The sequence below is a fragment of the Xanthomonas sp. BRIP62418 genome, assembly GCF_003993495.1.
In the GTDB taxonomy this organism is placed as follows: Bacteria; Pseudomonadota; Gammaproteobacteria; order Xanthomonadales; family Xanthomonadaceae; genus Xanthomonas; species Xanthomonas euroxanthea.
The window spans coordinates 19,301-41,720 of sequence record NZ_QEZG01000060.1 but is presented as its reverse complement, the minus strand read 5'-3'; the positions used below and the strand labels follow the sequence as shown (position 1 = coordinate 41,720).

The following is a 22,420-nucleotide window of genomic DNA, read 5'->3' as shown; positions in this document are numbered from 1 at the left end:
GTGCCGTCGCTCAAATCCGATGAGGACCTTTGGGGTAACTGCGGAACCAGTCCTGCTCGAACTGCGAGGTCAAGTAAGGCCGCACAAACGCCGACTGTGTGAGGTCCCGCAACCGCTCCTCATGTTGAGGGTCGGCAGGGATTCGTGAGAAAAACAGCCGAATCGGCTCTAACACCATGATTCAACGAGGAAACACCCCTCGACGTCAGGCAGTTCGTGGATTACAGACCTAGGCTTGATCGACCCAGAAGCCGCGTGACACAGGCATTCCTGGAGTACTGCTCAGGAAGGCTCCGACCGTCGCCTGATCCATTGCAGTAGTTCCTCGTGCGGGATCGTACGTCCAGCGTCGACGTCGGCCATACCCTCGCGGGTCCGCCGATCCTTCTCTTCCTCGGTCAATTCCGGAAGGAGTGCTAGTAGCTTGTCTTCAGGGCTCAGAGGCCGATGAGCTGCGCTCAAGTTGGCTTGATTCTCGTGAATATGGGCAGGATCTGGGGATCATCCAAGCCCGCCGGCAAAGGCAGCGATACGTCATGGACCGCCAAGTCGATGATTACGTCCAAATCTGAGCATAAGGGCTGTATGGCGGTGGTCACCAGACGAGCCGCCCGCTCGGCGAAAGCCAGGTCGACCACCAGCCAGATCAGCAGACCGGGAGGCTGTTCGACGCCCCCTGACGAGTTAGTTTCCAGGAGATACGCCGACGAGACGAAGTCGGCGTGCTCAAGGCTGCCGCTGATGGCCGGAGCGAGCCAAGCCGGTGCGGCCTGGGCAGGTCTCACCGCGAACTCCGCCGGCGCCAGCCGTTCCACCCTGGCCAGAAAGCCCGTATCCAACAATGTCGCAACCTCTTCCGGGTACAGGACAACGCCACCGTCGTTGGGATTGAGCATCAACGTCGCGCCGCGAGTACCGGTTAGCAGCTCACGGCCTGATACTCCCAGAATTCTGACAGCAGCCGAGCTGGCCGCCTGCGCCTTGTCGAGCGAGGTAAAGAAAGGGATCGCATCGAAACCGTCAGGATGGCGGAACTGGACCAGTCGCAGTGTCAGAGCGTCGTCCGAGACGGGCGCATGTACGTACACGATCGCATCCATCAGTCGCTTGAAGAATGCGCGTTCCTCGGCTGCACTGTCGCGGGCCCGTTCAAAGGAAGCCTCCAGCGCTGTCTCCGCAGACGTAGTCCCTCTTCCACGCGGCCTGCTCGATTGCTTCATGGTCAGATGCGATGAGGGCCAAGCGGGTACCCGGAGAACCAATCCGCCTCGATCTCGCTGCTCAGGTAGGGTCGCACGAAGGCCGACTGGGTCAGCGCTCGCAGCCGCTGTTCGTGCTCAGCAATCGCCTCGATGTCGCTGACGGTTGGATAGTGCCGCAGCAGTCGACATGCCTCTTGCCGCACCTCTTTGGGCACGGCTTGGCTGGCCGCTAGCTGCCTGAGGAATGCGCCCGCCTGCAGCACATTGCGGGTTCGCTCAGATGGCATCGTCATGACATCAAGAATGACTAGTACTAAGGAATGCTTAGCTTATCGCGTTTGTCGCCGGCCAGCGCACGGTGCAACTATGGACCTTGCGATTCCTGTGTTAATGTAATACAATCAATAACTTACTTCGCATAACGTCGCTTATGTAAAGCCGCGGCGTGGCCGGTATGGTGAGTCTGGTGTCTGAGTGGCTCCGCCCTCGATTGGTGTCTTGCTCACGTTGCGGCTAGCCCGCGCCGGACGCTCCAGCACTGATAGCCTTCAGTTCCGCGAGCATGATGGGCGCAGGCTTGGTAGGTTTCGAGAATCAACCCGGCACGCTTGAGGGGCACCGATGACGCAGCAAACGGATGACTCAGAGAGCGATCCTGCTCAGGCCAAGAAGAATGCTCAGGCGAATTTCGATCGAATGCTTACTGGCATTCCGATGGAAATCCAAGACAGAGAAGCCAGCTTGGCCAGTCGGCTGGCCGCCTTGCCTGGAAGCCCGATAAAAAAGCTGCGCGCCTTGCACAAGGAAATGGAGATCCTGTCCGCTGCGATGGCTCCCTATGTCGCATGCAGTGCGGGGTGCTCGGCATGTTGCCACTACCCGGTGCACCTTTATCCCGTTGAGGCCGAGCTTATTGAGAAGCGCTCCTCGCATTCTCGATTGCCGAAGTCGCTTCCTAGTGCCGACTTCCATGGTTCGCCCTGCCCCTTCCTCATCCAGGAACAATGCTCGATCTACGAGGACCGTCCAATGGTTTGCCGCCAGCATGTTGCGTTGACCAACACGGCGTACTGGTGCGATCCGGTCAGATCGGGCGAAATCACTTTGCCAATGGCCCAACTCTCCAAAGTTCAAGAAGCTTTTCATGAGCTCGTAGCAAAAGATGGCCGCACGACCCCCATGGACATTAGACAGATCTTTGCGGTACCCGGCGAAAGCTCCTAGGCATGGGAGTGCCTGAAAACTTGACCCGACAGCGCCCTTTTATGCGAGATATGCGCGCAACGGGAATGTCAGGACTGATGGAACCGCGCTTCTTGCGTACGCCCACCGTAGCCATAGGCCGAGGCGCGCGCATCGTGGACATGTACATAGCTTGTCGGGTGCACGGGGCCTAACAGGCGCTCAAAGCAGGCGAATACCTCGGCAAGATTCTCTGCCTTCTCCGCTTTGGTGTTGGTCTCATCCGTCACGATGATCTCCAGCGAGAAGCTTGAGACGCCAATCTCGCTCAGCGTCTTTCCTCCGATCAGCCAATCTTCAGGGCGGATATACGTGATGATCGTCGCGATCAGGCCCGCCTTCTTTCCTAGAATCCGGCTGGTCAGATCGCTCACCTGGGTAGATATCTTCGCGGTCAGCGCGGGAGACGAAGATGCAGAGACTTTGATGTTGATCAGAGGCATGAAGGAGCACGTGTGAAGCCGAGAGGCTAGTTGATGGCGATGACCACTTTGCCGATGGGCCTTCCATGTTCCATGCGCGCAAACGCGGCAGCAGCTTCAGCAAAAGGAAAGATGGTGTCGATAACCGGCACGATGGCGTGATCGTCGATGAAGCGGATAAGGGCTTGGGTCATTCTCTTGGACCCCACTACCACTCCGGTGAGCGACTTTCCGCCGATGAGTGAGAATGGATCGATGCTCAATGCAAATCCGCCAGCGACACCACCGATGGTCACGACTCGGCCGCCGGGGCGCAGACTTCGCAGCGAGCGAGCAATCGTGCCGGCTCCACCGATATCCATCACCAGGTCTACGCCGCCGGTGGTGTGGAGCACTGTTTCGTCCCAGTTGGGGTCGGTGTTGTAGTTGATGGTGGACTGTGCCCCTAATGCCACCATGTGCGCGATGCCCTCTTCTCTCCCAGAGAGCACTGTGACGCGCAAACCCGCGGCAAGCGCAAGCTGGACCGCCCAAGTAGACACGCCGCCGGTGCCCTGAATCAGCACATGAGCACCGTCGGGCAGCGCGCCCAACTCAAATAACGCGTGCCAGGCAGTGACTCCTGCACACGCGATCGTAGAGGCTTGCTCCCATGACAAAGTGCGTGGCGCGTGCACCAACGCGCTTTGATCGACCACCAGATGTGTCGTCAGCACACCGTCGATGTTGCCACCCAGCGACATGGACAGCGCTTCGTCACTGGGAAATCCTTCGATCCACAGCGGAAAGAAGATGGGGAGAACGGCATCACCGATGGAGAACTCGGTGACCGCCGGACCTGTAGTGACTACTTGTCCGGCGGCATCCGACAATGGGATGCGGGCTTCACCGGCTCCCATCTGGCCGTGGGCGACGAGTAAGTCACGGTAGTTGAGCGAGGCGGCCTTGACGGCCAGCAAGACTTGGTTATCACCCAAGGACGGGTGCGGAACCTCGATTCTGTGAAGGCTTTGTGGCCCCTGTCCACGGATGACGCGGTAGGCGTGCATGAGGCTCATTCGGCGAGTTTGGTGAGAGGCGGCGACCGAGATGGTGCAATGGCACATCGCATTTTTTGATGGCGCCACTAATGAACAATGTGGGCCGGATAGCCAATCGAGCTGAGTGCTTGCTTTATCAGCTCAAGCGGTCGGCGGGTTTCGAGGCCGATGCGGCGTTGGTCCGGCATGAACTGCGCCCGCATCGAAGGGTCTACGCTCATCAACGCACGTCGAATGGGCGCCACACATGCGCTGCAGGCCATGGCGGGGATATGTAGTCGATGCATGCTTTGCTGCTCCGAGCCGGGCGGACAGCCAGCCTCAGGCTTCCTACTGTGGGAACGTCAATGCCCGTTCGTCGGGCTCGCCAAATCGTCCAGAATCGGACATTCCGGGCGGTTGTCGCCATGGCATCGACTGGCCAGGTCGCGCAGCGTTCGCTGCATGGCCTGCATCTCGGTAATCTTGATCTGCAGATCGTCGATGTGGCCCTGGGCCAGTTTCTTGACCTGGGCGCTGGCTCGCCGGTCATCGCTCCACAAGCCTAAGAGCGATTGGATTTGTTTGATGGAGAATCCCAGGTTGCGGGCACGACGAATGAACCGAAGCCTGTGCACATCGGCATCGGTGTAAAGGCGATAGCCCGCAAAGGTGCGACTAGCCGGAGGGATCAGATCGATCCCTTCATAGTGGCGAATCATCTTGGCGCTGACCTCGCTAAGCGCGGCGGCTTCGCCAATGTTATGCAATCCGGCTTCGCGCGCGTCGGCCAGTTCGGGTCGCAGTGCCTTGGAGCTGCGTCTGGTTGCCATCATGCCTCTCCCACATCGATCTTGGTTGGCTGCCAACGGCGCAACAGCAGCGTGTTGGCAATCACGCTCACACTGGACAAGGCCATCGCTGCGCCAGCGATGACCGGATCAAGCAAGCCCAAGGCCGCCAGAGGAATCCCGACCACGTTGTAACCGAAAGCCCAGAACAGGTTCTGATGGATCTTGCGGGTCGTGCGGCGGGAAATGTCGATGGCATCGGCGATGAGACCCGGCTCAGCGCGCATTAGGGTAACCCCAGCGGCATGCATCGCCACATCGGTACCGGTTCCCATGGCCACCCCCAAGTTGGCGGCAGCCAGCGCTGGCGCATCGTTGACACCGTCGCCGACCATGGCCACCGGTGCCACCTGAGCCAATTCAGCGACCAACGCGGCTTTCTGCTCAGGCAATACATTGGCGCGCACCTCTTGGATGCCCAGCACCTTGGCCACCGAGGCGGCCGCGCCGGGGTTGTCGCCAGAAATCATGACGGTGCGCAAACCCAGCGTGTGCAGCCGTTGAACAGCCGCGGCTGCACCCAGACGCGGCGGATCCTCAAAAGCCAGTATCCCGAGCAACTGCGGATGATCGGTGCCCTGCTCTGCCAGCCAGGACACCGTGTGGCCGGTCTGGCTGAGTAGTTCGGCCCGGGTCTGCAATGCCGTGAGCACGACGCCATGCTCAAGCATCATGCGGGTACTGCCCAGCAACAGGTTCCTGCCATCCACCTTGCCGGTAATGCCGCGGCCAGGCACCGCCTGCACGTCGCGTGCAAGCGGAATGGCGCGCTGGCCCATCACGCTCAGTACGGCCTTGGCTAAGGGATGCTCGCTGCCTTGCTGCAGGGCCGCCGCCAACGGCAACAGATCGGCCGCATGGCCACGGGTGGCAATCTCTTCGGTCAGTACAGGACGTCCTTGGGTCAACGTGCCTGTCTTGTCGAAGGCCACCACCTTTACGGTACGTGCCACTTCCAGCGCCTCGGCATCCTTGACCAGAATGCCCGCTCGGGCGGCCACGCCGGTGCCGGCCATGATCGCGGTCGGGGTCGCCAACCCCAGCGCGCACGGGCATGCGATGACCAGCACCGCTACCGCGCTCAGGATCGCCTGGTTCCAATCACCCGTTGCCAGACCCCAGCCGAGCAGCGTGAGCAAAGCCAGGCCGATCACTACCGGCACGAAGATCGCGCTCACCCGATCCACGGTTCGCTGGATAGGTGCCTTCTTGGCCTGTGCATCCTCCACGAGGCGAATGATCCGAGACAAGGCGGTCTCGGCGCCGATGGCCAGTGTGCGCACCAGGATGCGGCCTTCACCATTGATGGCCCCACCGGTGATGCGATCGCCCTCCCCGCGCGCCACGGGCATGGATTCCCCGGTGATCAAGGACTCATCGACATGCGTGCGGCCCTCCGCGATCACGCCGTCCACGGGGATGCGCTCGCCTGGCCGCACACTGACAATGTCCGAGACGGCAACCTCGTGAATGGCAACCTCGCGCTCTTGTCCGTCCTGATACACGCGTGCGGTGGCTGGCCGCAGTGCTTGCAAGGCCCGGATCGCTTGCGTGGTCTGTTGCTTGGCGCGGGCCTCTAACCACTTGCCCAGCAGGATCAAGGTAATGATGACCGCCGAGGTCTCGAAGTACAGCGCGGCATCGCCGTGGTGTCCGGCATCATTGAACAAGTGATAGACACTCAATCCATAACCGGCGCTGGTCCCCAAAGCGACCAGCAGATCCATGTTGCCCGTGCCGGCGCGCAGTGCATGCCATCCGGCGCGATAAAAGCGCGCACCGATCCAGAACTGCACCGGCGTTGCGAGCAAGAACTGCATCCAGCCCGGCAGCATCCAGTGCTGACCTGCGACCCATCCCAGCATCGGGACGACCAATGGCAGTGAGAGGGCCGCAGCGATCAGCAGTTTAAGGGTGTCACCACTGAGCGCCTGGCGCGCCGGCGCTGTATCGATCTTGCCTTCCAGTGTCTGCGGTTCGACCGCGCGATAACCCGCTGCGCTGACGGCGGCGACCAGGGATGTGACCTCCACCAGTGACGTGGCCCGTATGCGCGCACGCTCGGTGGCCAGATTGACCGACACCTCCATCACGCCCGGCACAGCACGCAGCGCACGCTCTACCCGTGCCACACATGAAGCGCAGGTCATCCCTTCGATGATCAGATCCCGCTCCTGGCTGGCAACCTCATAACCGGCCTGCTTCACCGCCGCGATCAAGGCGGGCAACGCGGCTGCCGGCGCGGTTACCTCGGCCACTTCTGTTGCCAGATTGATCGACGCATCGCTCACGCCGGTAACGGCCCGCAAGCTGCGCTCTACCCGGCCTACACATGAGGCGCATGTCATGCCGGCGACACTGAAGCGATGGGTGGCCGCAGGCACCGGTTGCGGCAAGGTGAGCGTTAAGTCCATGGAGTAAGGGCCAATAGGAACGAGCAGGTAGCCTGAGCCTTCCCATGATGGGAAGGTCAACAACACGGGACGGTTCTCCACTCAACTCGCCTGTCGTTTGACCTTCCCACCGTGGGAAGGCTCATCGTGACAGCGTCGGCAAACCGCCGATGCTTTTGGAGGGTTGTCCATGAATCTCGTTGTTGAAGGTATGACCTGTGGTCACTGTGTCCGAACGGTGACCCAAGCCATTCAGGCCCTTGACCCCCACGCCCAGGTGGACGTCGATCTGGGCAGTGGCATGATCAAGATCGAGGGCCTGCTTGCCGTAGAACAGGCGGTTGAGGCTATCCAGCGGCAAGGCTATGTGATCGCCGCCGTGCTCCCTTCTGAGGCTGGCACGCCGGCCGCCCCGGCCGCATCCTCCTGCTGCGGCGGATGCCACAGCTGAGTCCGCGCGAGGGCTTGATCCTGATCAATGCCAGTCAGCCCCAAGAGGGCTAGACTGGCCATCATGAGAGCTCGCACGTCCCCTACCCTGATCTGCCCAGCGTCCACAGGCGCTGCTTCGGGCGTGTGGGAGCTGTCATGGTGAAGCTGCTGAGGCGATGGCGGCGCCCCCGTTCTCGTGCCCGACTGGCATGGCTGGGACTGTGGGCGCTGCTGCTGCAGCAACTGGCGCTGGTGGCTTACGCCTGTCCGCTGGAATCGGTGGAAGCTGGACAAGCGACCCTGATGGTCGGTTGCGAAGAGATGTCCGCGCCGGATCCCGATGCTCCGGCGTTGTGCGACCAGCATTGCCAGCGCGATCACATCGCCACGGCCGATGCGAAGGCCCCTCAAGTGCCTTACCAGCCCGCGCTGGCCGCCTTCGCGCTCGTGCAGGCTCTGTTGCCACCGGTACACGCGCAGTTCTATCGGGATGTTCCGGTGTGCGTGTCCGATCCGCCTCCCCTGCAGCGCTTCTGTAGCCTGCTGATTTAAGACCCCTCCTGGATTGACCCGTGCTCGTGCTGCATGCGTTGCAGCGCGCTCGTTGTCGTTTGTCCGGAGGTCTTATGGAGATGTCTTTCTTCTTGCGTGCAAGGCGCAGGATGGCGTGTGGATTCGTGTTTGCCTTGGCGCTCAGTGGTCCTGTGGTGGCGGCATCGCCCGCTATCCCGATCAGCTACACAGAAGCCCTACAACGGGCGCTTGCTAACGCCCCAACCCTGCAGGTGCGTCGATCCCAGATCGATGCCAGTACCGAAGAAGCCGCGCGTGCTGGCGCGCTGCCCGACCCACGTTTGATCGTGGGGCTGGCGAACTGGCCTGTCAGCGGACCCGATGCCTTCAGCCTGCGGGCCGATGAGATGACCACCCAGCAAGTCGGTCTGATGCAGGAGTTTCCTGCGCGTGCGAAACGACGTGCCGAGCACGCGCTGGCGCAAGCGACGCTGGCGCAAGCGCGCTCACTGTCGATGGCCGAACAGCAGATGGTGGCCCAAGCGGCCGCGCTGGCCTGGATCGAGCTGTGGAGTACGCAGCAAGCCGTAGATGCGTTGGAAGGTTTGCGCGAGCCGGCACGCATAGCCGAGCGTGCGGCGCGTGCTCGCTTGGCAGGTGGCACGGCCGGGGCCAGTGACGTGCTTGCCGCCCAGGCCGTCCTACTGCAGTTGGACAATCGCCTGGAGCAGGTACATGCGGAGCACGCCGCGGCGCAGGCCGGCCTGGCGCGGTGGTTAGGTATTGCACCAGAGGCGATCTTGGCCAGTGGTGCGGCACCGGATTTTTCGCAGTTGCCATTGGAGCCCACCCAACTGCTGGCCAAACTGGACCAGCACTCGCCACTACTGGGCTGGGAGGCACGCCAGAGCTTAGCCCAGGCCCAGGTGGATGCGGCCGTGGCCGAAACCCGCCCGGATTGGAGTGTGGAGCTCACCTACGGACGTCGCGAGCGCGCACCCGACGGCATGGCGCGCAGCGACATGCTTATGGTGGAAGTGGGTGTGGGCCTGCCGCTGTTCCAGAAGAACCGCCAAGCACGAGGCATCGCGGCACGGCGGGCCGAGCTGGAGGCAGTGTCCGCAGAGCGCGATGAGGCCCGGCGCATCCAAGCCGAGTCGGTGCAACGCGCGATAGCGCGATGGCGCGGGTTAACCGGCCAATTGGAGCGTCAGAACACGCAGAGCCTGCCTTTGGCGCGCGATCGCGCGCGCACGGCGTTGGCCGCCTACGGCGCCGGTGCCGACCTGCAGCCGTGGCTGGAAGCGCGGCGCGATGAGATCGAATTGAAACTGGAGAACGCCCGTCTGCTGGGCGAACAGGGCCGTGCCTGGGCGGCACTGGCCTATCTGCTTCCCCATGAGGAGAACACGCCATGAGCCCGACCAAGACGCGTCTCACACAGCTCGCCGTGGCCCTCGGGTTGCTGGCGCTCGGCTTTGCCGGCGGCTACGCCAGGATGACTCGAACCTCTGATACCACCCCGCCCACCGGCACGAGCGGCGCAGATCAAGCACGCAAGGTGCTGTACTGGTACGACCCCATGGCGCCGGAGCAGCGATTCGACAAGCCGGGCAAATCTCCGTTCATGGATATGGAGTTGCTGCCCAAATACGCAGATGAGGCCATGGGGGGCGGAACGCAGATCGATCCGCGCCTGCAGCAGAACGTGGGCATACGCACTCAGGAAGTGACGGTAGAGTCACTAGGGACTGCCGTACGCGTGCCGGGCACACTGACGTGGGATCTGACCCAGGAAACCCTGGTCAGTGCGCGCATGGAAGGCTTGATCACCCACGTGCAGGTAAAGGCGCCGTTTACCGAGGTTCGTCGTGGTCAAGCGCTGGCCACCGTGCAGGCCCCGGCATGGAACGCGGCCATCGCCGAAGCACATGCCCTGAGCCAAGCTCAGTCCGCGGGTGCGCGTGAGCTACAGGGTGCGGCGCAACAACGGTTGCGTTCGTTGGGTGTTCCTTCTGGCGCCTCGGCCAGAAGTGGCGTCGTGCTTGGCGCAGACCACAGTGGTGTCGTGACCGAGATCCTGGCACGCGAGGGGCAGACGGTGATGCCCGGTACGCCACTGTTCAAGATCAATGGGCTGGACACGCTGTGGCTGGAGGCCTCGGTGCCCCAGGCAGCGCTGGGCACCTTGCGGCCGGGGACCTCAGTGCAGGCCACGGTCAGTGCCTGGCCGGCAGAGCGCTTTGCCGGACAGATCCATGCGTTGCTTCCCCAGGTCGACATGGCTAGTCGCACGCAGCGGGCGCGAATTGTGCTGCGCAACCCGCAGCGTCGGCTGGTGCCGGGCATGTTCGCCGAGGTTCTGGTGCAGCCCGATGCCGAGCAGGCCCTGCCAGTCGTTCCCACGGAGGCGCTGATCGCCACCGGGCGGGACAGCCGGGTCATCGTGCAGGATCCGGACGGGAGCTTTCGGCCAGTGCGGGTGAGTGTCGGACGTAGCGTGCAAGGGCGCACGCAGATCGTGGCAGGCTTGGCCGGTGGTGAACGCGTGGTCGTCTCGGGTCAGTTCCTGCTCGACTCTGAAGCCAGTCTCTCCGGTGCGTTGGAGCGCCTGGGCGCTGCACAACCGACAAGCCCTGCCAGCGCATCAGGTGTGCACGAGCGCCATGACGCCGGGCACGACCCTCGCACTGTCGTGCCGTCACCGTCCAGACAGCCTGCGCCTGTCGCGCCAGGGACCTCCACCTCTACGCCGCCGCGCTGCCCTGTGCAGTATTGGTATGACCCGATGGTGCCGGAGAAGCATTTCGACAAGCCGGGCAAGTCACCGTTCATGGATATGCAGTTGGTACCCAAGTTCGGCCCCGCCGCAGCCGCTGATTGCCAGGCAAGCGACGTCATGTCCGAAGCGATGGAGGGCACGCCATGATCGCGCGCCTGATCCATGCTTGCATCGCCAATCGCGTGCTGGTGCTGGTTGCCGCCGCGCTGCTGGCGGTGGTCGGTATCTGGTCGGTAAAGAACACGCCGCTGGATGCGCTGCCGGACCTGTCCGATACCCAGGTCATCATCCGCACGCAATGGGCGGGGCAAACCCCGCGCATCATCGAAGACCAGGTGACCTACCCGTTGGCCACCACGATGTTGTCCGTCCCGGGCGTGAAGGCGGTACGCGGCTTCTCCTTCTTCGGTGATTCGTTCGTCTACATCCTGTTTGACGATGCCACTGATCTGTACTGGGCTCGCTCTCGAGTGCTCGAGTACTTGAGCCAGGTGCGCGATCGACTTCCACCGAATGTGAATCCGGCGCTGGGTCCTGATGCGACAGGACTGGGCTGGATCTACCAGTACGCGCTGGTGGATCGGACCGGTCAACGTGATGTGGGGCAGCTGCGTGCGTTGCAAGACTGGTTTCTTCGTTATGAGCTAAAAACCGTACCGGACGTGGCTGAAGTAGCCAGTGTGGGCGGTGCGGTGCGCGCTTGGCAGATCCAGCCGGATCCGCAGGCGTTGGCGGCCCGTGGACTGACGGTGGCCGAGCTCATCGAGGCGGTGGATGCGGCCAACGGCGCTACCGGGGGCTCCGTGATCGAACAAGGCGAAGCCGAACTGATGGTGCGTAGCGAAGGCTACCTGCGCACACAGGAGGCATTCGAACAGGTGCCGGTAACCAGCAACGACGGCATCCCCGTCTTGCTCGGCGAGGTGGCCACGATCAGTCGGGGGCCGGTCTTCCGTCGTGGTATCGCAGAGTTGGATGGTCAAGGTGAGGTGGCCGGCGGCGTGATCGTCCTGCGGACCGGCAAGGATGCCTTGGGGGCCATTCGGAACGTCAAAGCGCGACTGCAGGCGTTGCAATCCAGCTTGCCCGAGGGCGTGGAAGTGGTGCCGGTGTACGACCGCTCCGAGCTGATCCAGGATGCGGTACGCAACCTCACCCACAAGCTTGGCGAAGAGTTCCTGGTCGTAGCGCTGGTATGCCTGCTGTTCCTGTGGCACCTACGCTCGGCGTTGGTGGCCGTCATCACCCTACCCTTGGGTATCCTGGCGGCCTTCATCGTGATGCACGCCCAGGGGATCTCCGCCAACTTGCTGTCATTAGGCGGCATTGCCATCGCCATTGGTGCGATGGTCGATGCAGCGGTGGTGATGATCGAAAATGCACACAAGCATCTGGAGCACTGGCGGGAGGAGCAGGGCCGGGAACCTCAGGGTGAGGAGCGCTGGCAGTTGATGGCCCGCTCGGCGGCCGAGGTCGGACCGGCCCTGTTCGCCAGCTTGCTGGTCATCACCCTGTCTTTCGTGCCGGTTTTTGCCCTGCAGGCGCAAGAAGGGCGATTGTTCTCGCCCTTGGCCTACACCAAGACCTACGCGATGGCCGCCGCAGCAGGGTTGTCGGTGACCTTAATCCCGGTCTTGATGGGCTACCTGATCCGCGGCCACATCCGCCCGGAACAGCAGAACCCCATCAATCGCATCCTGATCGCTGGCTATCGGCCCATCCTGCTGTGGGTCCTCAAACATCCCGGTGTCACCTTGCTGCTCAGCGGCCTGCTGCTAGTGCTCACCTTGATCCCCTTTAGCCGGTTGGGCAGTGAGTTCATGCCGCCCTTGGAAGAAGGCAGCCTGTTGTACATGCCCACGGCCCTGCCCGGCCTGTCCGCCGACAAGGCCCGTCAGTTGCTCCAGCTCTCGGGCCGGATGATCAAGACCGTACCGGAGGTTGAGCACGTGTTCGGCAAGGCGGGCCGTGCCGAAAGTGCGACCGATCCGGCCCCGATCGAAATGTTTGAGACCACCGTGACCTTCAAGCCGCGGGATCAATGGCGCCCGGGCATGACCCCTCAGAAGCTGCGCCAGGAGTTGGACGCAGCGGTCAAGATTCCCGGTCTGACCAACCTATGGGTCCCGCCCATTCGCAATCGCATCGATATGTTGGCCACCGGCATCAAGAGCCCGATTGGGATCAAGGTCTCCGGACCGGATGTGGAGCAGATCGAGCGCCTGAGCCAGCAGATCGAGCAGGTGGCCAAGACCGTGCCCGGCGTGAGTTCGGCACTGGCCGAACGCGTCACGGGTGGGCGCTATGTCGATGTACAGGTGCGTCCGGAAATCGCTGCACGTTACGGATTCACTCAAGGCCAACTCCAGCAACTGATTGCCACGGTCGTTGGCGGCGATCCAATCGGGGAAACGATCGAGGGGCGCGAACGCTATCCCATCGTCTTGCGCTACCCCCGTGGCCAGCGTGACTCGTTGCAGGCCTTGCAGGATCTGCCGCTGATCGCGCCAGGCGGTGTGCAACTGACCATGAGCCAGGTGGCGGAGCTGTCAATCAGCCCAGGCCCGCCGATGCTCAAGAGCGATAACGGCCGGTTGGTGGGCTACATCTACGTGGATGTGGCCGATCGCGACTTGGGATCGGTGGTCCAGGACCTGCAAGCCGCGGTGCAGACTCAGGTGAGTTTGCCTGCCGGCTATGGTCTGGCCTGGTCGGGGCAGTACGAGTATCTGCAACGGGCATTGGCACGCCTGCAATGGGTGGTGCCCGCGGCGTTGGCGATCATCTTCCTGGTCATCTGGATGGTGTTTCGCCGGCTTAGCGATGTATCCATCATCCTGCTCAGCTTGCCCTTGGCGTTGGTGGGCGGTTTCTGGTTGATCTGGGGGCTGGGCCATGCGATTTCGGTGGCCAGCATGATCGGATTCATCGCCCTGGGCGGCGTTGCGGCTGAGTTCGGCGTCATCATGCTGCTGTACCTGCGTCATGCCTGGGAGCAGCGCTTGGCCAGCGGTGCGCCGGAAGATGTGTCTACCCTCCAAGAGGCTATCTACGAAGGTGCCGTGCAACGGGTGCGCCCGAAGGCGATGACGGTAGCCGTCATCCTGGCCGGGTTGTTTCCGCTTTTCGTCGGTGCCGGTGCCGGCTCGGAGGTCATGCAACGTATCGCCGCGCCGATGCTGGGTGGCATGCTCACCGCACCGGTGCTCTCCATGGTGGTGATTCCCGCAGCGTTCTATCTGGTGCGGCGACGTGGATTGCGCGCGGCGCGGGGCGACCAATGAGAGACAGACTGAGCACTTGAGGTCCGTCCCCACAAAAAGACGCCAGTCATGGAAGAAGTCATGACTGGCGTCAAAGGGGAGAGTACCGCCTACGTGCTTACTTATCAGTGCCCGGCGTGCGGGGAAATCTCAAAGCTCAGCGACGCCCGATCCGACACAAAATCCAACCCTTTTCTTGTAGAGGGCATCATGTGATTGGTGTGGATGTACCAGGTCTTGGCGGTGGTCACCTGGAAACTGGCTTGGCCCTGGGCATCGGTGCGCAGGAGCGTAGCGCTACCGTGCCCGCCCTTGACCGGTGCGTCAGCGCGATGGCCGACGTACACGCGCAGGTTGGGCACTGGCGTGCCCTGCTGCAGCACCTGGAAAGACAGCTGTTCGCCGACCTTCACGCTTCCAGGATTGCGGGCCAAGCGGATCTCCAACGGATAGCCCAGCGAGGCAGCGAAGTCGTCGGTCAGTTTTGTGCCCACCTGTCCAATGGCACGGGCATGCTTGGTATAGCTATAGGTGACCCCTTTGGGGAACTTGCTTGCATCATAGGTGGCCAGCGTATCGGGCAAGTCTTCCAGCTCCAGGTACTTGCCGAACTCGCTGGCCGTACGGGTACTGGTGGAAGCCATCGTCGAGACACCCAGCAGATGGGTGCCCTCGCCCGCCGGATGCACGGTGAGCTGGCTTTGCTTGCCGACCTCTTTCCAACTGGCCAAGTCCGGGGCAGCCTTAGCGCCGCTCTGACTCAGCGAAACGTCCTGTAGACGCGTTCGGGGGACTGCACCTGCACTTTCATCGAAGGTGCCATTGTTCACCAACGCGGTGTTCGCCTCGCCCGCTGCGGTACCGGGCTTGGAGAAAGCGACAAACAGGTCGTGCGCGCCGGCGCTGCCGGCCACGGCGAACAGCAGTAGTGCGGCGGATAGTTGCATGTTTCTCATGATGTGTAGCTCCTTGGGATCGTGGCTTACCAGTGGTAACCAAAGCGGACATTCCAGCGACGACCCAGCAAGTCGTACGTCATGGTGTCGGTGTTGGCGTTGGGGTTGTTCTGCACGAACGGCGCCTTCTTATCGAGCAGGTTTTCAACGCCGGCGGAGATGTCCCATTTCTTCTTGATGCCGTAGCTCAGTTGCAGGTTGTGGTACACCACGCTGGACACATGCGAGCCGATCGTGCCGGGCACGGCGATGATGTCGTCAGCGCTGCCGATGTACTGCGCCGAATAGACGCCGGTCCAACGGTTTTTGCCCATGCGCAGTGAGCCCAAGCCACGCCACTGGGTGTAGCTACCCAAGCCGCTGGTGATCTTGCCGGCGTACTCAATGGTGGTAGCACCGGCGAAGGGAGTGACGTCATAACGCTCGAGATACGAAGCGTCCAGACTCGCGCTGGCCTGCCAGCCGGCCACATCGAACTGATATAGCACGCCGATATCCACGCCTTCGGATTCCTCGCTGGCCGCATTGACCTGCTGGGACGAGAGGTAGTTGACCTCACCGGTGACCGGATCACGGGTAAAGTTGGCCGGTGAGCAGAACGGATGGGCCAAGTTCGGCGTGGTGTAGCACGCACGCAGCTTGACCGACCCTTCAATGCTACGGATCGCGTTCTCGATGCGGATACGGTAGTAATCGGCCGTGAGCGTCAGTCCCGGCGCAAACCCTGGGGTCCACACAAAGCCTGCCGTGAAGGTTCGCGCATCTTCAGGCTTGAGGTCGGGATTGCCGCCTGTCGTGGTGAGGATAGTGTTGCCCAACTGACGAAAGTTGGTCGGCACGCCCGCGGCTTGGCAGTTGGCCCGAATGACCGAGTCGGCCGGTAACGTGCTCCAGTTGCTGCACGGGTCCAGCGTAGTCAGGCTGCCTTGACCGATGCCACCGAACAACTCCGGAATGCTGGGGATACGAAAAGCCGTTGCGTAGTTGAGACGAATCTTGAGGGGTTCGGCCACCTGCCAATCCAGCCCCACCTTGTAGTTGGTGTCACTGCCGAACAGGTCGTAGTCGGAGTAGCGGCCGGCCAGGTTCAGGGTTGCGTAGTCCACCAACGGGACGTCCTGCAGCAGCGGGACGGCAAACTCGACAAAGGCTTCCTTTGCCGAGTACTCACCTTCGATCGGATCCTGACGCACGATGTTGGCGCTGCCGTTGACTACCAGCGGATCTGGGTACAGCCATCCCCGTTCCTTGCGAAACTCCACGCCCGAGGCAAACGCAACGCTACCGGCAGGCAGATCGAACAAGGCACCGGAGACCGTGCCGCTCACCCCTTGCTGGCTATTGCCACCGGATCCACGCTGGGTAAACAGGATGTAATCCAGCACTTCGGGAGTCAGGTTGCCGTAGCCCAGGTAGTTGCCGCACGGAATAGCCGCCCCTGGTGTGTTGCTGCACAGGCTGGTGTTGAGAGTGTTCTCTACCCGATCCAGGTTGGCGATGTTGGTCGAGCTGTCTGTGGCCGAATTGCGCCCCCAGTTCAACGCCACATTCCATGCCCAGTTATCGCCCCACTGCCCTTCCAGCCCTAGCACGGTGCGGAACGTATCGACCTCTTGCTCGGTGATGCGCGCTCCAGCCTCTTCCAACCGACGGCGCTCCAAGGTCAGGTTTTGGCCGGTGGGGTTGGTCGGATTCGTGGCGGCAATCCGGATCGTGCGATAGACGCCCAGGGTGTTGGGCGAGGCACGCTGGTTGGACTGGCGATTGGTCGCCATCAGTTCGGTGAAAAGGCGCGTGTTCTCAGTCAGGTCGAACTGGCCAAAGCCACTAAGCCCAATGCGTTTGATCGGGCTGACGGCATTGAGCAGCAGGTTGTAGTTGTAGTTGTGCTTGGCGGGATCGTAGAGCTCGTAAGAGCGCGGATCTCCATTGGGATCCTGATTGAAGTTGACTACCCGCCCATCGGCCAAGCGTGCACGACCGCCGATGGTGGATGAGTTGCCCACGCACTGCAGCGTGCCCGCCACTACGCCCAGCGGGCACGGCGCGCGCGAGGCCATGGTGATGGTGCCACTTTCGGCATAAGTCAGGGCGCCAGACATTGAGCTGCGCTCGCCGGTGGTACCGAAGGCCAGGTTGAAGGAGCCGATCTCGCCATCACCCTGGAAAGTCTGACCGTTCCGGGTGGATAGCTCCACGCCATCCATTTCCTTGCGCGTGATGATGTTCACCACGCCGGCTACGGCATCGGCACCGTAGATGGCAGATGCGCCGTCCTTCAGGATTTCGATGCGATCAACTAGGGCCAAGGGCACCACGTTGAGATCCACCGAGTTGTTGGCGCCGGTACCACCGTTGACTACGCGTCGGCCGTTGAGCAGCACCAAAGTGCGGTTAACGCCCAAGCCACGCAGGTTGATCTGGGTGGTGCCGTTACCGTTTCCCGTCCAAAAGTTGTTGGATTGCGAGCCGGCTGCACCGGCCGATGCAGGCAAGCGCTGGAGCAGCGTCTCTACCGACACAGCACCGGAGCTCTGGATAGTCTCGGCATCGATGACCGTGGTGGGTCCCACACCGGACATCTGAGCGCGTTTGATGTGACTGCCGGTCACTTGGACCGCATCAAAGGTGGTGGGTGAAGCGGTCGACGGCGCAGAGGCGTCGGCGCCACCGGAGAGGGAGGCGCTGTAGGCATCCGGACCGGCTTGCCCTACACCGGAGGACGGTGCGTTGCGCGCCGGCTTCGGCGTGTTGGCTCCTTCTCGCACGATCGCCAGCGCGCCGCTTTGATCACGCTTGACCGTCAGTCCCGTGCCGGCGAGCACGCGGTTCAGCGCTGCATCCTGGGACATGTCCCCGCGTGCGCCTGCGGTGCGTCGATCACGAACGTCTTCGCTCAAGTAGACCAGACGAACGCCCGATTGCCGGGCATAAGCTTCCAGCGCGACTTTCAGGTCCCCTTCGGGAATATCAAAACTGCTCGTTTGTGCAGCGGCGGAGGCCGCGATGACCAGACCACACATGACAGCCAACGCTGTCCTCGCCACTTTCGTACGTGCCATGCATTTTCCCCAGGTCGGCGCGAATCGGCCTGATATCTGTGACGAGAGGACGGCACGCTTCCGGTATGAAATATTTCAGATTGATGTCTGTGGGCGTCTCACTGCGGCTGGGAGACGCGAATCTGATCCCCCTGCGTCTCGACGCGCAGGTTGAAGCCCGTGGCCAGCAGACGTGCGAAGGCATCGACACCTGTGGCATCGAAGCTGCCGCCCACACGCATGTGGGCCGTTTCCGGATCCATCAGCACCAACTGCTTGTCGTTGTAGCGATTGAACTGGGCCGCCACATCCGCCAGCGTGGTTTGATCGAACTCCAGGGTTCCATGGCGCCAGCTCAAGGACCGGCGCACTTTGTCCTGAGCGTTTACCGCCACCAGCGTGCCCGCCGGCTTGCTGTACAGCAGTCCCCCGCCTCGCACTATCACCGGCGGCCGGCCGGGCTTGGCCACCATCGGCTCGACGCGCACCTTGCCCTCCAGCACCGCCACTTCCAGGCGCTCGCGCTCTTGCCTGACGGAGAACTTCGTTCCCAAGACCACCACCTTGTGGTCGCCGGCATGGATCACAAACGGATGCGCAGGGTCTGGCTTTACGTCGAAAAAGGCTTCGCCTTTGTCCAGCCATACATGGCGCAGCGAGGGATCCACCTGCGCGCGGAGCTCGGTGTGCGTATTCAGTTCCACCCGCGAACCGTCCGACAAGGCCACGACTTCCCGTCCCCCAACCTCGGTGGTGTAGCGAGTACCCGGCCCCCACCAGGGCATGTTCAGCAGTACGGCCAGCATTGCCACCGCCGCGGCCGCTGACCAACGCACCGGTGAGGCCCAACGCCGCGTGCGGGGTGATTGCACGCCGCGCACGGCCGCCAGTCGATCGGCTCGATCCCAGACCGACTTCAAACGAAGCCAGGCCACACGATGGGCCGTATCCTGCCCCAACCAAGCATCAAGCTGCCTCTGGTCCTGCGCGGTCCACTGCGAAGATTGGGCGCGATTGATCCACTGCGCAGCAACTTGTTCGATGTCGTTGTGCGGGCTCATGGGTGCGAACGTTCCTTGTTGAAGCGCCGGGCCGGGCGCTGAATCTTGCCGGTACCGCCAAGCATGAAGTCCGCCAATGCGCGCATGCCCAACAACGTCTGGCGCTCCACCGTATCTTCGGCAATCCTCAGGCGGCTGGCCACTTCGCGTTGGCTCAAGCCGTAGATCTTGCGAAGCTCGACGATCTGCCGGCATTTGGCGGGCAGTTTCTGCAAGCCTTGCTGGAGGCGCCGTAACTCATCGCGTGCACCCAGATGCCGCTCCGGCGTCACCTCATCGCTCTGCATCACCGCCTGCTCGACATCGGCCATGGCTTCAATGGACACGATGCGTGAGCGGCGGATGCGATCAATGAGCAAGTTGCGTACGGTGGTCATGACAAAAGGTTTGGCCTGCGACGGCAGACCCCGACGCGCGGCTTCATATATGCGTGTGTAAGCCTCCTGCCGAAGATCAGGAATCTCGCTGTCCTCATGCCCATGCCGGCGCAGAAAGGCGTGGATCAAGCCTTCCAGCGGCAAGACATGGGCGATGAACCACTCATCCAGTGCGGTGGTCACCAGGGTACTCGCTGATTCATCGGGCAGGCTCAAGCACGTCCATTCACTAGGACGAGCGCGGTCAGGAAATCCGGTACACCGCAGCACCCGCCGGCCTGCTGGGCCGGCGGGTGCTGGGATCAGATCTTGAAGTCGTCGTACGCCACCTGGCTGTCGGGTACCCCCAGCCTGCTCAGTAGCTCTCGGGTGGCCTTGAGCATGGCCGGCGGTCCGCACAGGTAAAACTCGCAATCAGCCAGGGCCTGATGGGCTTTGAGCAGACGATCATGGGCCACTTCGTGAACCAGACCCCGCAAGAGGGCATCGTCGTTCTGCGCCTCATCCGAGAGCACCAGATGCCAGGTAAAGTTCGGGTGCTGCCCGGCCAATTGCTCCATCTCCTCGATGTAAGGCGCCTCCTTAAGGCTGCGTGCGCCATACCAGAAGTGGATCCGCTCACCGCCCTGCCCCGCCAACAGCGTCCGAATCATCGCGCGCAGCGGCGCCATGCCAGCGCCGCCGCCGATGAACACTTTCTCCCGCCCGTGGGGTTTGAGCGCGAAGTCGCCGAAGGGGCCGCTGAAAGAAACCCGATCCCCCGGGGAGAGCGTGTACAGGTAGGTCGATCCCCTGCCCGGCGGTTGCCGCTTCTTGTCCGATCTGCCGGGACTGAAGCGCGCCAGCAACGTCAGACGACCCTGCGCCTGATCAATGGGCAAGGCCAAGGAGTAGGCCCGGCGTACCGGCTCGCGATTGACCAGCTTTTCCGGCAGATCCACGCCGGCCCAATCCTGATGGTGGTGTTCGGGTCGCACCAACTTGTGAACAGGCACGTCGTAATCGGGCACGTGCACCTGCAGGTAAGCACCGGGTTGATACTCCGGTCCGGCAGCCTCGTCGGGCTTGAGCACGATCTCGCGCAGGAACGGGGTCACCGCCGTAACCTGCTCCACGGTAGCCGCATACTCGGTCCATAGGCTTGCCCCGCCGGCCACCTCGACATCGGTGTCTTCCGTCACGGCCAGGTTGCAGGCCAGGCGATAGCCCATCTTGACCTTGCTGGCGCCCAGGTGGGCGCGATCGGCCGCGGTGGCTTTGGGCGCCGCGCCGCGGAAGCGCACCTCGCACAGGCCACAGCTCTGCCCTCCTCCACAGTTGGACGGCAGTTGCACGCCCTCGCGTGCCAGCGCGACGTAGACGTTGTCGCCTGCCGACGCCCGTACGGTGCGCAGCCGTGTCCCGTCCGGACCGAATACCGACAACTCGCGGGCCGGACGCCAGCGGCGCGGCACGAACTCGCTCCAGTGGAAGCTGGCAAACAGCAGCCAGATGCCGGTCAGGGCCAACCACAGACCGCCGATCGCTGCGGTGACCACCAACGGGTTGTTGAAGTTCTTGCGCCCGGTGTAGTCCATGATGTGCAACATCCAGAACACATCGAACAGACGCCAGGTCTTGTTGCGGTGGTAGAGCACTTCGCCCGTCTGGGCAGACAGGTACACCGTGGTGTCCTGCGTGTCATCGGTGTCCACACGCCACAGACGCCCCTCGTGATCGCGCACCTCCCCGCTCCACTCCAACAGGCGCGGCGCTTTCAGCGTGCCCGGTCCGGTGTAGGAGGCCTGAGCCAGGCGGGTGGCCCAGGCCGAATCCAAGGGGATCGGCTGGCCCGTAACGGCGTTGGCCAAGGTGACACCTTGCGCATCGGCCAATTGGTACACCGGCGTGTCCAACAGCCAGCCAGAACTCACGCGGCTGATTTTCTTGTTGCCACCCAGAAAGCTGGCCGGCGATCGGGCGTTGGCGGGCCAGTCATGCGCGGCATGCGCGTGGGCCTGGAACTGATGGCCCTGCACCTGATCGTGGTCCAACCAGCTCATCATCACGCCACTGGCCATCCAAAGCAGCAACTGCAGGCCGATGATCAAGCCGACCCATTTGTGCAGCGTTCTCATCCAGGGCGTCATGCTGCGGCCCTCCTGCGGAAGCTGTAGAACAACAGCCAGGCGCCACTGAGCACGAACACCAGTCCGACCGCCGAGGCCACGCGCAACAGAGTGTTGTTGACGTCCGAGCGCGCCTCGTAGTCCATGATGTGGAACATCCACAGGAAATCGAACCAACGCCACAGGCTGTGCCGCCGCGCCAGCAACTCGCCGCTATAGGGCGAGAAGTACAACGTCGTTTCACCGGCATCGGCGTAGTGCACGGCCCACATGGGAACCGGGCGGGTGGCGACTTCCTGCGGCGCCTGCGTCACCCATTCAACCCGGGCTACCGGCGCTTGGCCCTGGTACACCGCCTTGGCCAGCGCGATCGCCATCTGCTGATCGCCCGGCGAGAGCACATGGCCGGTCGTAGCGTCGAGCAGGTAAATCTTGTCGTGGGCATGGATTTCATAGACATCCCGCTCTAGCAGGCGCTTGAGCTTGACCTGGGTCATGCCCGAGTAGCGGCGCTGCAACTCCTCACCTGACAAGTGCGTGGGTGCGACCAGCGGTTGCTGATGCGCATGGGCCAGGTGATCGCCATGGATGATGTCCAAGGAAATGACCGTCATGTACACGCCGCTGATCATCCACAGCAGCGCTTGCACGCCGATGATCAGGCCAATCCATTTGTGGGCCTTACGCGCCCAGAAAGCCGATTTCATAGTGATCTCGTTCGACAGGAAGACGACACCTGCCCCCGTCACACGGACGGG

18 protein-coding genes are annotated in these 22,420 nt (G+C 62.5%); 6 read left to right on the top strand and 12 right to left on the bottom strand.

The window, feature by feature from the left end; translation table 11 throughout:
• Positions 1-458 precede the first annotated feature (458 nt).
• Entirely contained in the window at positions 459-1,220 is a 762-nt protein-coding gene (locus EO174_RS22300; RefSeq protein WP_065031413.1) for an SseB family protein, read from the bottom strand.
• Positions 1,221-1,222: 2 nt separating this feature from the next.
• The gene (locus EO174_RS22295) at positions 1,223-1,495 is read right to left on the bottom strand and encodes a BPSL0761 family protein (RefSeq protein ID WP_065031414.1); all 273 of its coding nucleotides are present in this window, start codon (positions 1,493-1,495) and stop codon (positions 1,223-1,225) included.
• 328 nt (positions 1,496-1,823) lie between these two features.
• Between EO174_RS22295 and EO174_RS22290 the strand changes: the two genes are divergently transcribed.
• A complete protein-coding gene (locus EO174_RS22290; RefSeq protein ID WP_074053024.1) occupies positions 1,824-2,426 on the top strand; it encodes a YkgJ family cysteine cluster protein in 603 nt (200 codons plus the stop codon).
• 68 nt (positions 2,427-2,494) lie between these two features.
• On the opposite strand, the gene EO174_RS22285 is transcribed toward EO174_RS22290, so the two are convergent.
• From EO174_RS22285 to EO174_RS22270, 4 genes are all read right to left on the bottom strand, one after another.
• Positions 2,495-2,887 carry a 4-oxalocrotonate tautomerase family protein gene (locus tag EO174_RS22285; protein WP_126945612.1) on the bottom strand — a complete coding sequence of 131 codons (393 nt, stop codon included), beginning with the start codon at positions 2,885-2,887 and terminating at the stop codon, positions 2,495-2,497.
• A gap of 26 nt (positions 2,888-2,913) precedes the next feature.
• On the bottom strand, positions 2,914-3,924 hold the full coding sequence (locus EO174_RS22280) for an NAD(P)-dependent alcohol dehydrogenase (RefSeq protein WP_164739047.1): 1,011 nt from the start codon (positions 3,922-3,924) through the stop codon (positions 2,914-2,916).
• A 326-nt stretch (positions 3,925-4,250) separates the two neighbouring features.
• Positions 4,251-4,718 carry a Cu(I)-responsive transcriptional regulator gene (gene cueR, locus EO174_RS22275; protein ID WP_196768840.1) on the bottom strand — a complete coding sequence of 156 codons (468 nt, stop codon included), beginning with the start codon at positions 4,716-4,718 and terminating at the stop codon, positions 4,251-4,253.
• Positions 4,718-7,216: a heavy metal translocating P-type ATPase gene (locus EO174_RS22270; RefSeq protein WP_277601019.1), complete on the bottom strand. Its 2,499-nt coding sequence runs from the start codon at positions 7,214-7,216 to the stop codon at positions 4,718-4,720. The genes cueR and EO174_RS22270 overlap by 1 nt, the downstream gene beginning before the upstream one ends.
• A gap of 103 nt (positions 7,217-7,319) precedes the next feature.
• On the opposite strand from EO174_RS22270, the gene EO174_RS22265 reads away from it, so the two are divergent.
• From EO174_RS22265 to EO174_RS22245, 5 genes are all read left to right on the top strand, one after another.
• Positions 7,320-7,580 carry a cation transporter gene (locus EO174_RS22265; protein ID WP_126945618.1) on the top strand — a complete coding sequence of 87 codons (261 nt, stop codon included), beginning with the start codon at positions 7,320-7,322 and terminating at the stop codon, positions 7,578-7,580.
• Between the two features lie 137 nt (positions 7,581-7,717).
• The gene (locus tag EO174_RS22260; protein WP_102254386.1) at positions 7,718-8,113 is read left to right on the top strand and encodes a hypothetical protein; all 396 of its coding nucleotides are present in this window, start codon (positions 7,718-7,720) and stop codon (positions 8,111-8,113) included.
• 20 nt (positions 8,114-8,133) lie between these two features.
• Complete coding sequence (locus EO174_RS22255) at positions 8,134-9,492, top strand: TolC family protein (RefSeq protein ID WP_241240065.1); 1,359 nt, start codon at positions 8,134-8,136, stop codon at positions 9,490-9,492.
• The gene (locus tag EO174_RS23310) at positions 9,489-11,003 is read left to right on the top strand and encodes an efflux RND transporter periplasmic adaptor subunit (protein ID WP_126945621.1); all 1,515 of its coding nucleotides are present in this window, start codon (positions 9,489-9,491) and stop codon (positions 11,001-11,003) included. Before EO174_RS22255 ends, EO174_RS23310 begins: the two co-directional genes overlap by 4 nt.
• A complete protein-coding gene (locus tag EO174_RS22245; protein WP_126945624.1) occupies positions 11,000-14,140 on the top strand; it encodes a CusA/CzcA family heavy metal efflux RND transporter in 3,141 nt (1,046 codons plus the stop codon). Before EO174_RS23310 ends, EO174_RS22245 begins: the two co-directional genes overlap by 4 nt.
• Before the next feature lie 104 nt (positions 14,141-14,244).
• Here the strand turns inward: EO174_RS22245 and EO174_RS22240 are convergent, their stop codons facing one another.
• The 6 genes from EO174_RS22240 to EO174_RS22215 form a co-directional block, all read right to left on the bottom strand.
• Entirely contained in the window at positions 14,245-15,075 is an 831-nt protein-coding gene (locus EO174_RS22240; protein WP_126945627.1) for a DUF4198 domain-containing protein, read from the bottom strand.
• A 26-nt stretch (positions 15,076-15,101) separates the two neighbouring features.
• On the bottom strand, positions 15,102-18,137 hold the full coding sequence (locus EO174_RS22235; RefSeq protein ID WP_126947579.1) for a TonB-dependent receptor: 3,036 nt from the start codon (positions 18,135-18,137) through the stop codon (positions 15,102-15,104).
• A 98-nt stretch (positions 18,138-18,235) separates the two neighbouring features.
• Positions 18,236-19,177, bottom strand: coding sequence for a FecR domain-containing protein (locus EO174_RS22230; RefSeq protein WP_126945630.1), 942 nt, complete (start codon positions 19,175-19,177; stop codon positions 18,236-18,238).
• Positions 19,174-19,770 (bottom strand): sigma-70 family RNA polymerase sigma factor, encoded by a 597-nt coding sequence (locus EO174_RS22225; protein WP_206514013.1) that lies wholly within the window; start codon positions 19,768-19,770, stop codon positions 19,174-19,176. The genes EO174_RS22230 and EO174_RS22225 overlap by 4 nt, the downstream gene beginning before the upstream one ends.
• 86 nt (positions 19,771-19,856) lie before the next feature.
• Positions 19,857-21,683 carry a PepSY domain-containing protein gene (locus EO174_RS22220; RefSeq protein ID WP_126945633.1) on the bottom strand — a complete coding sequence of 609 codons (1,827 nt, stop codon included), beginning with the start codon at positions 21,681-21,683 and terminating at the stop codon, positions 19,857-19,859.
• Positions 21,680-22,369 carry a PepSY domain-containing protein gene (locus EO174_RS22215; RefSeq protein ID WP_126945832.1) on the bottom strand — a complete coding sequence of 230 codons (690 nt, stop codon included), beginning with the start codon at positions 22,367-22,369 and terminating at the stop codon, positions 21,680-21,682. Before EO174_RS22215 ends, EO174_RS22220 begins: the two co-directional genes overlap by 4 nt.
• Between the last annotated feature and the right edge of the window lie 51 nt (positions 22,370-22,420).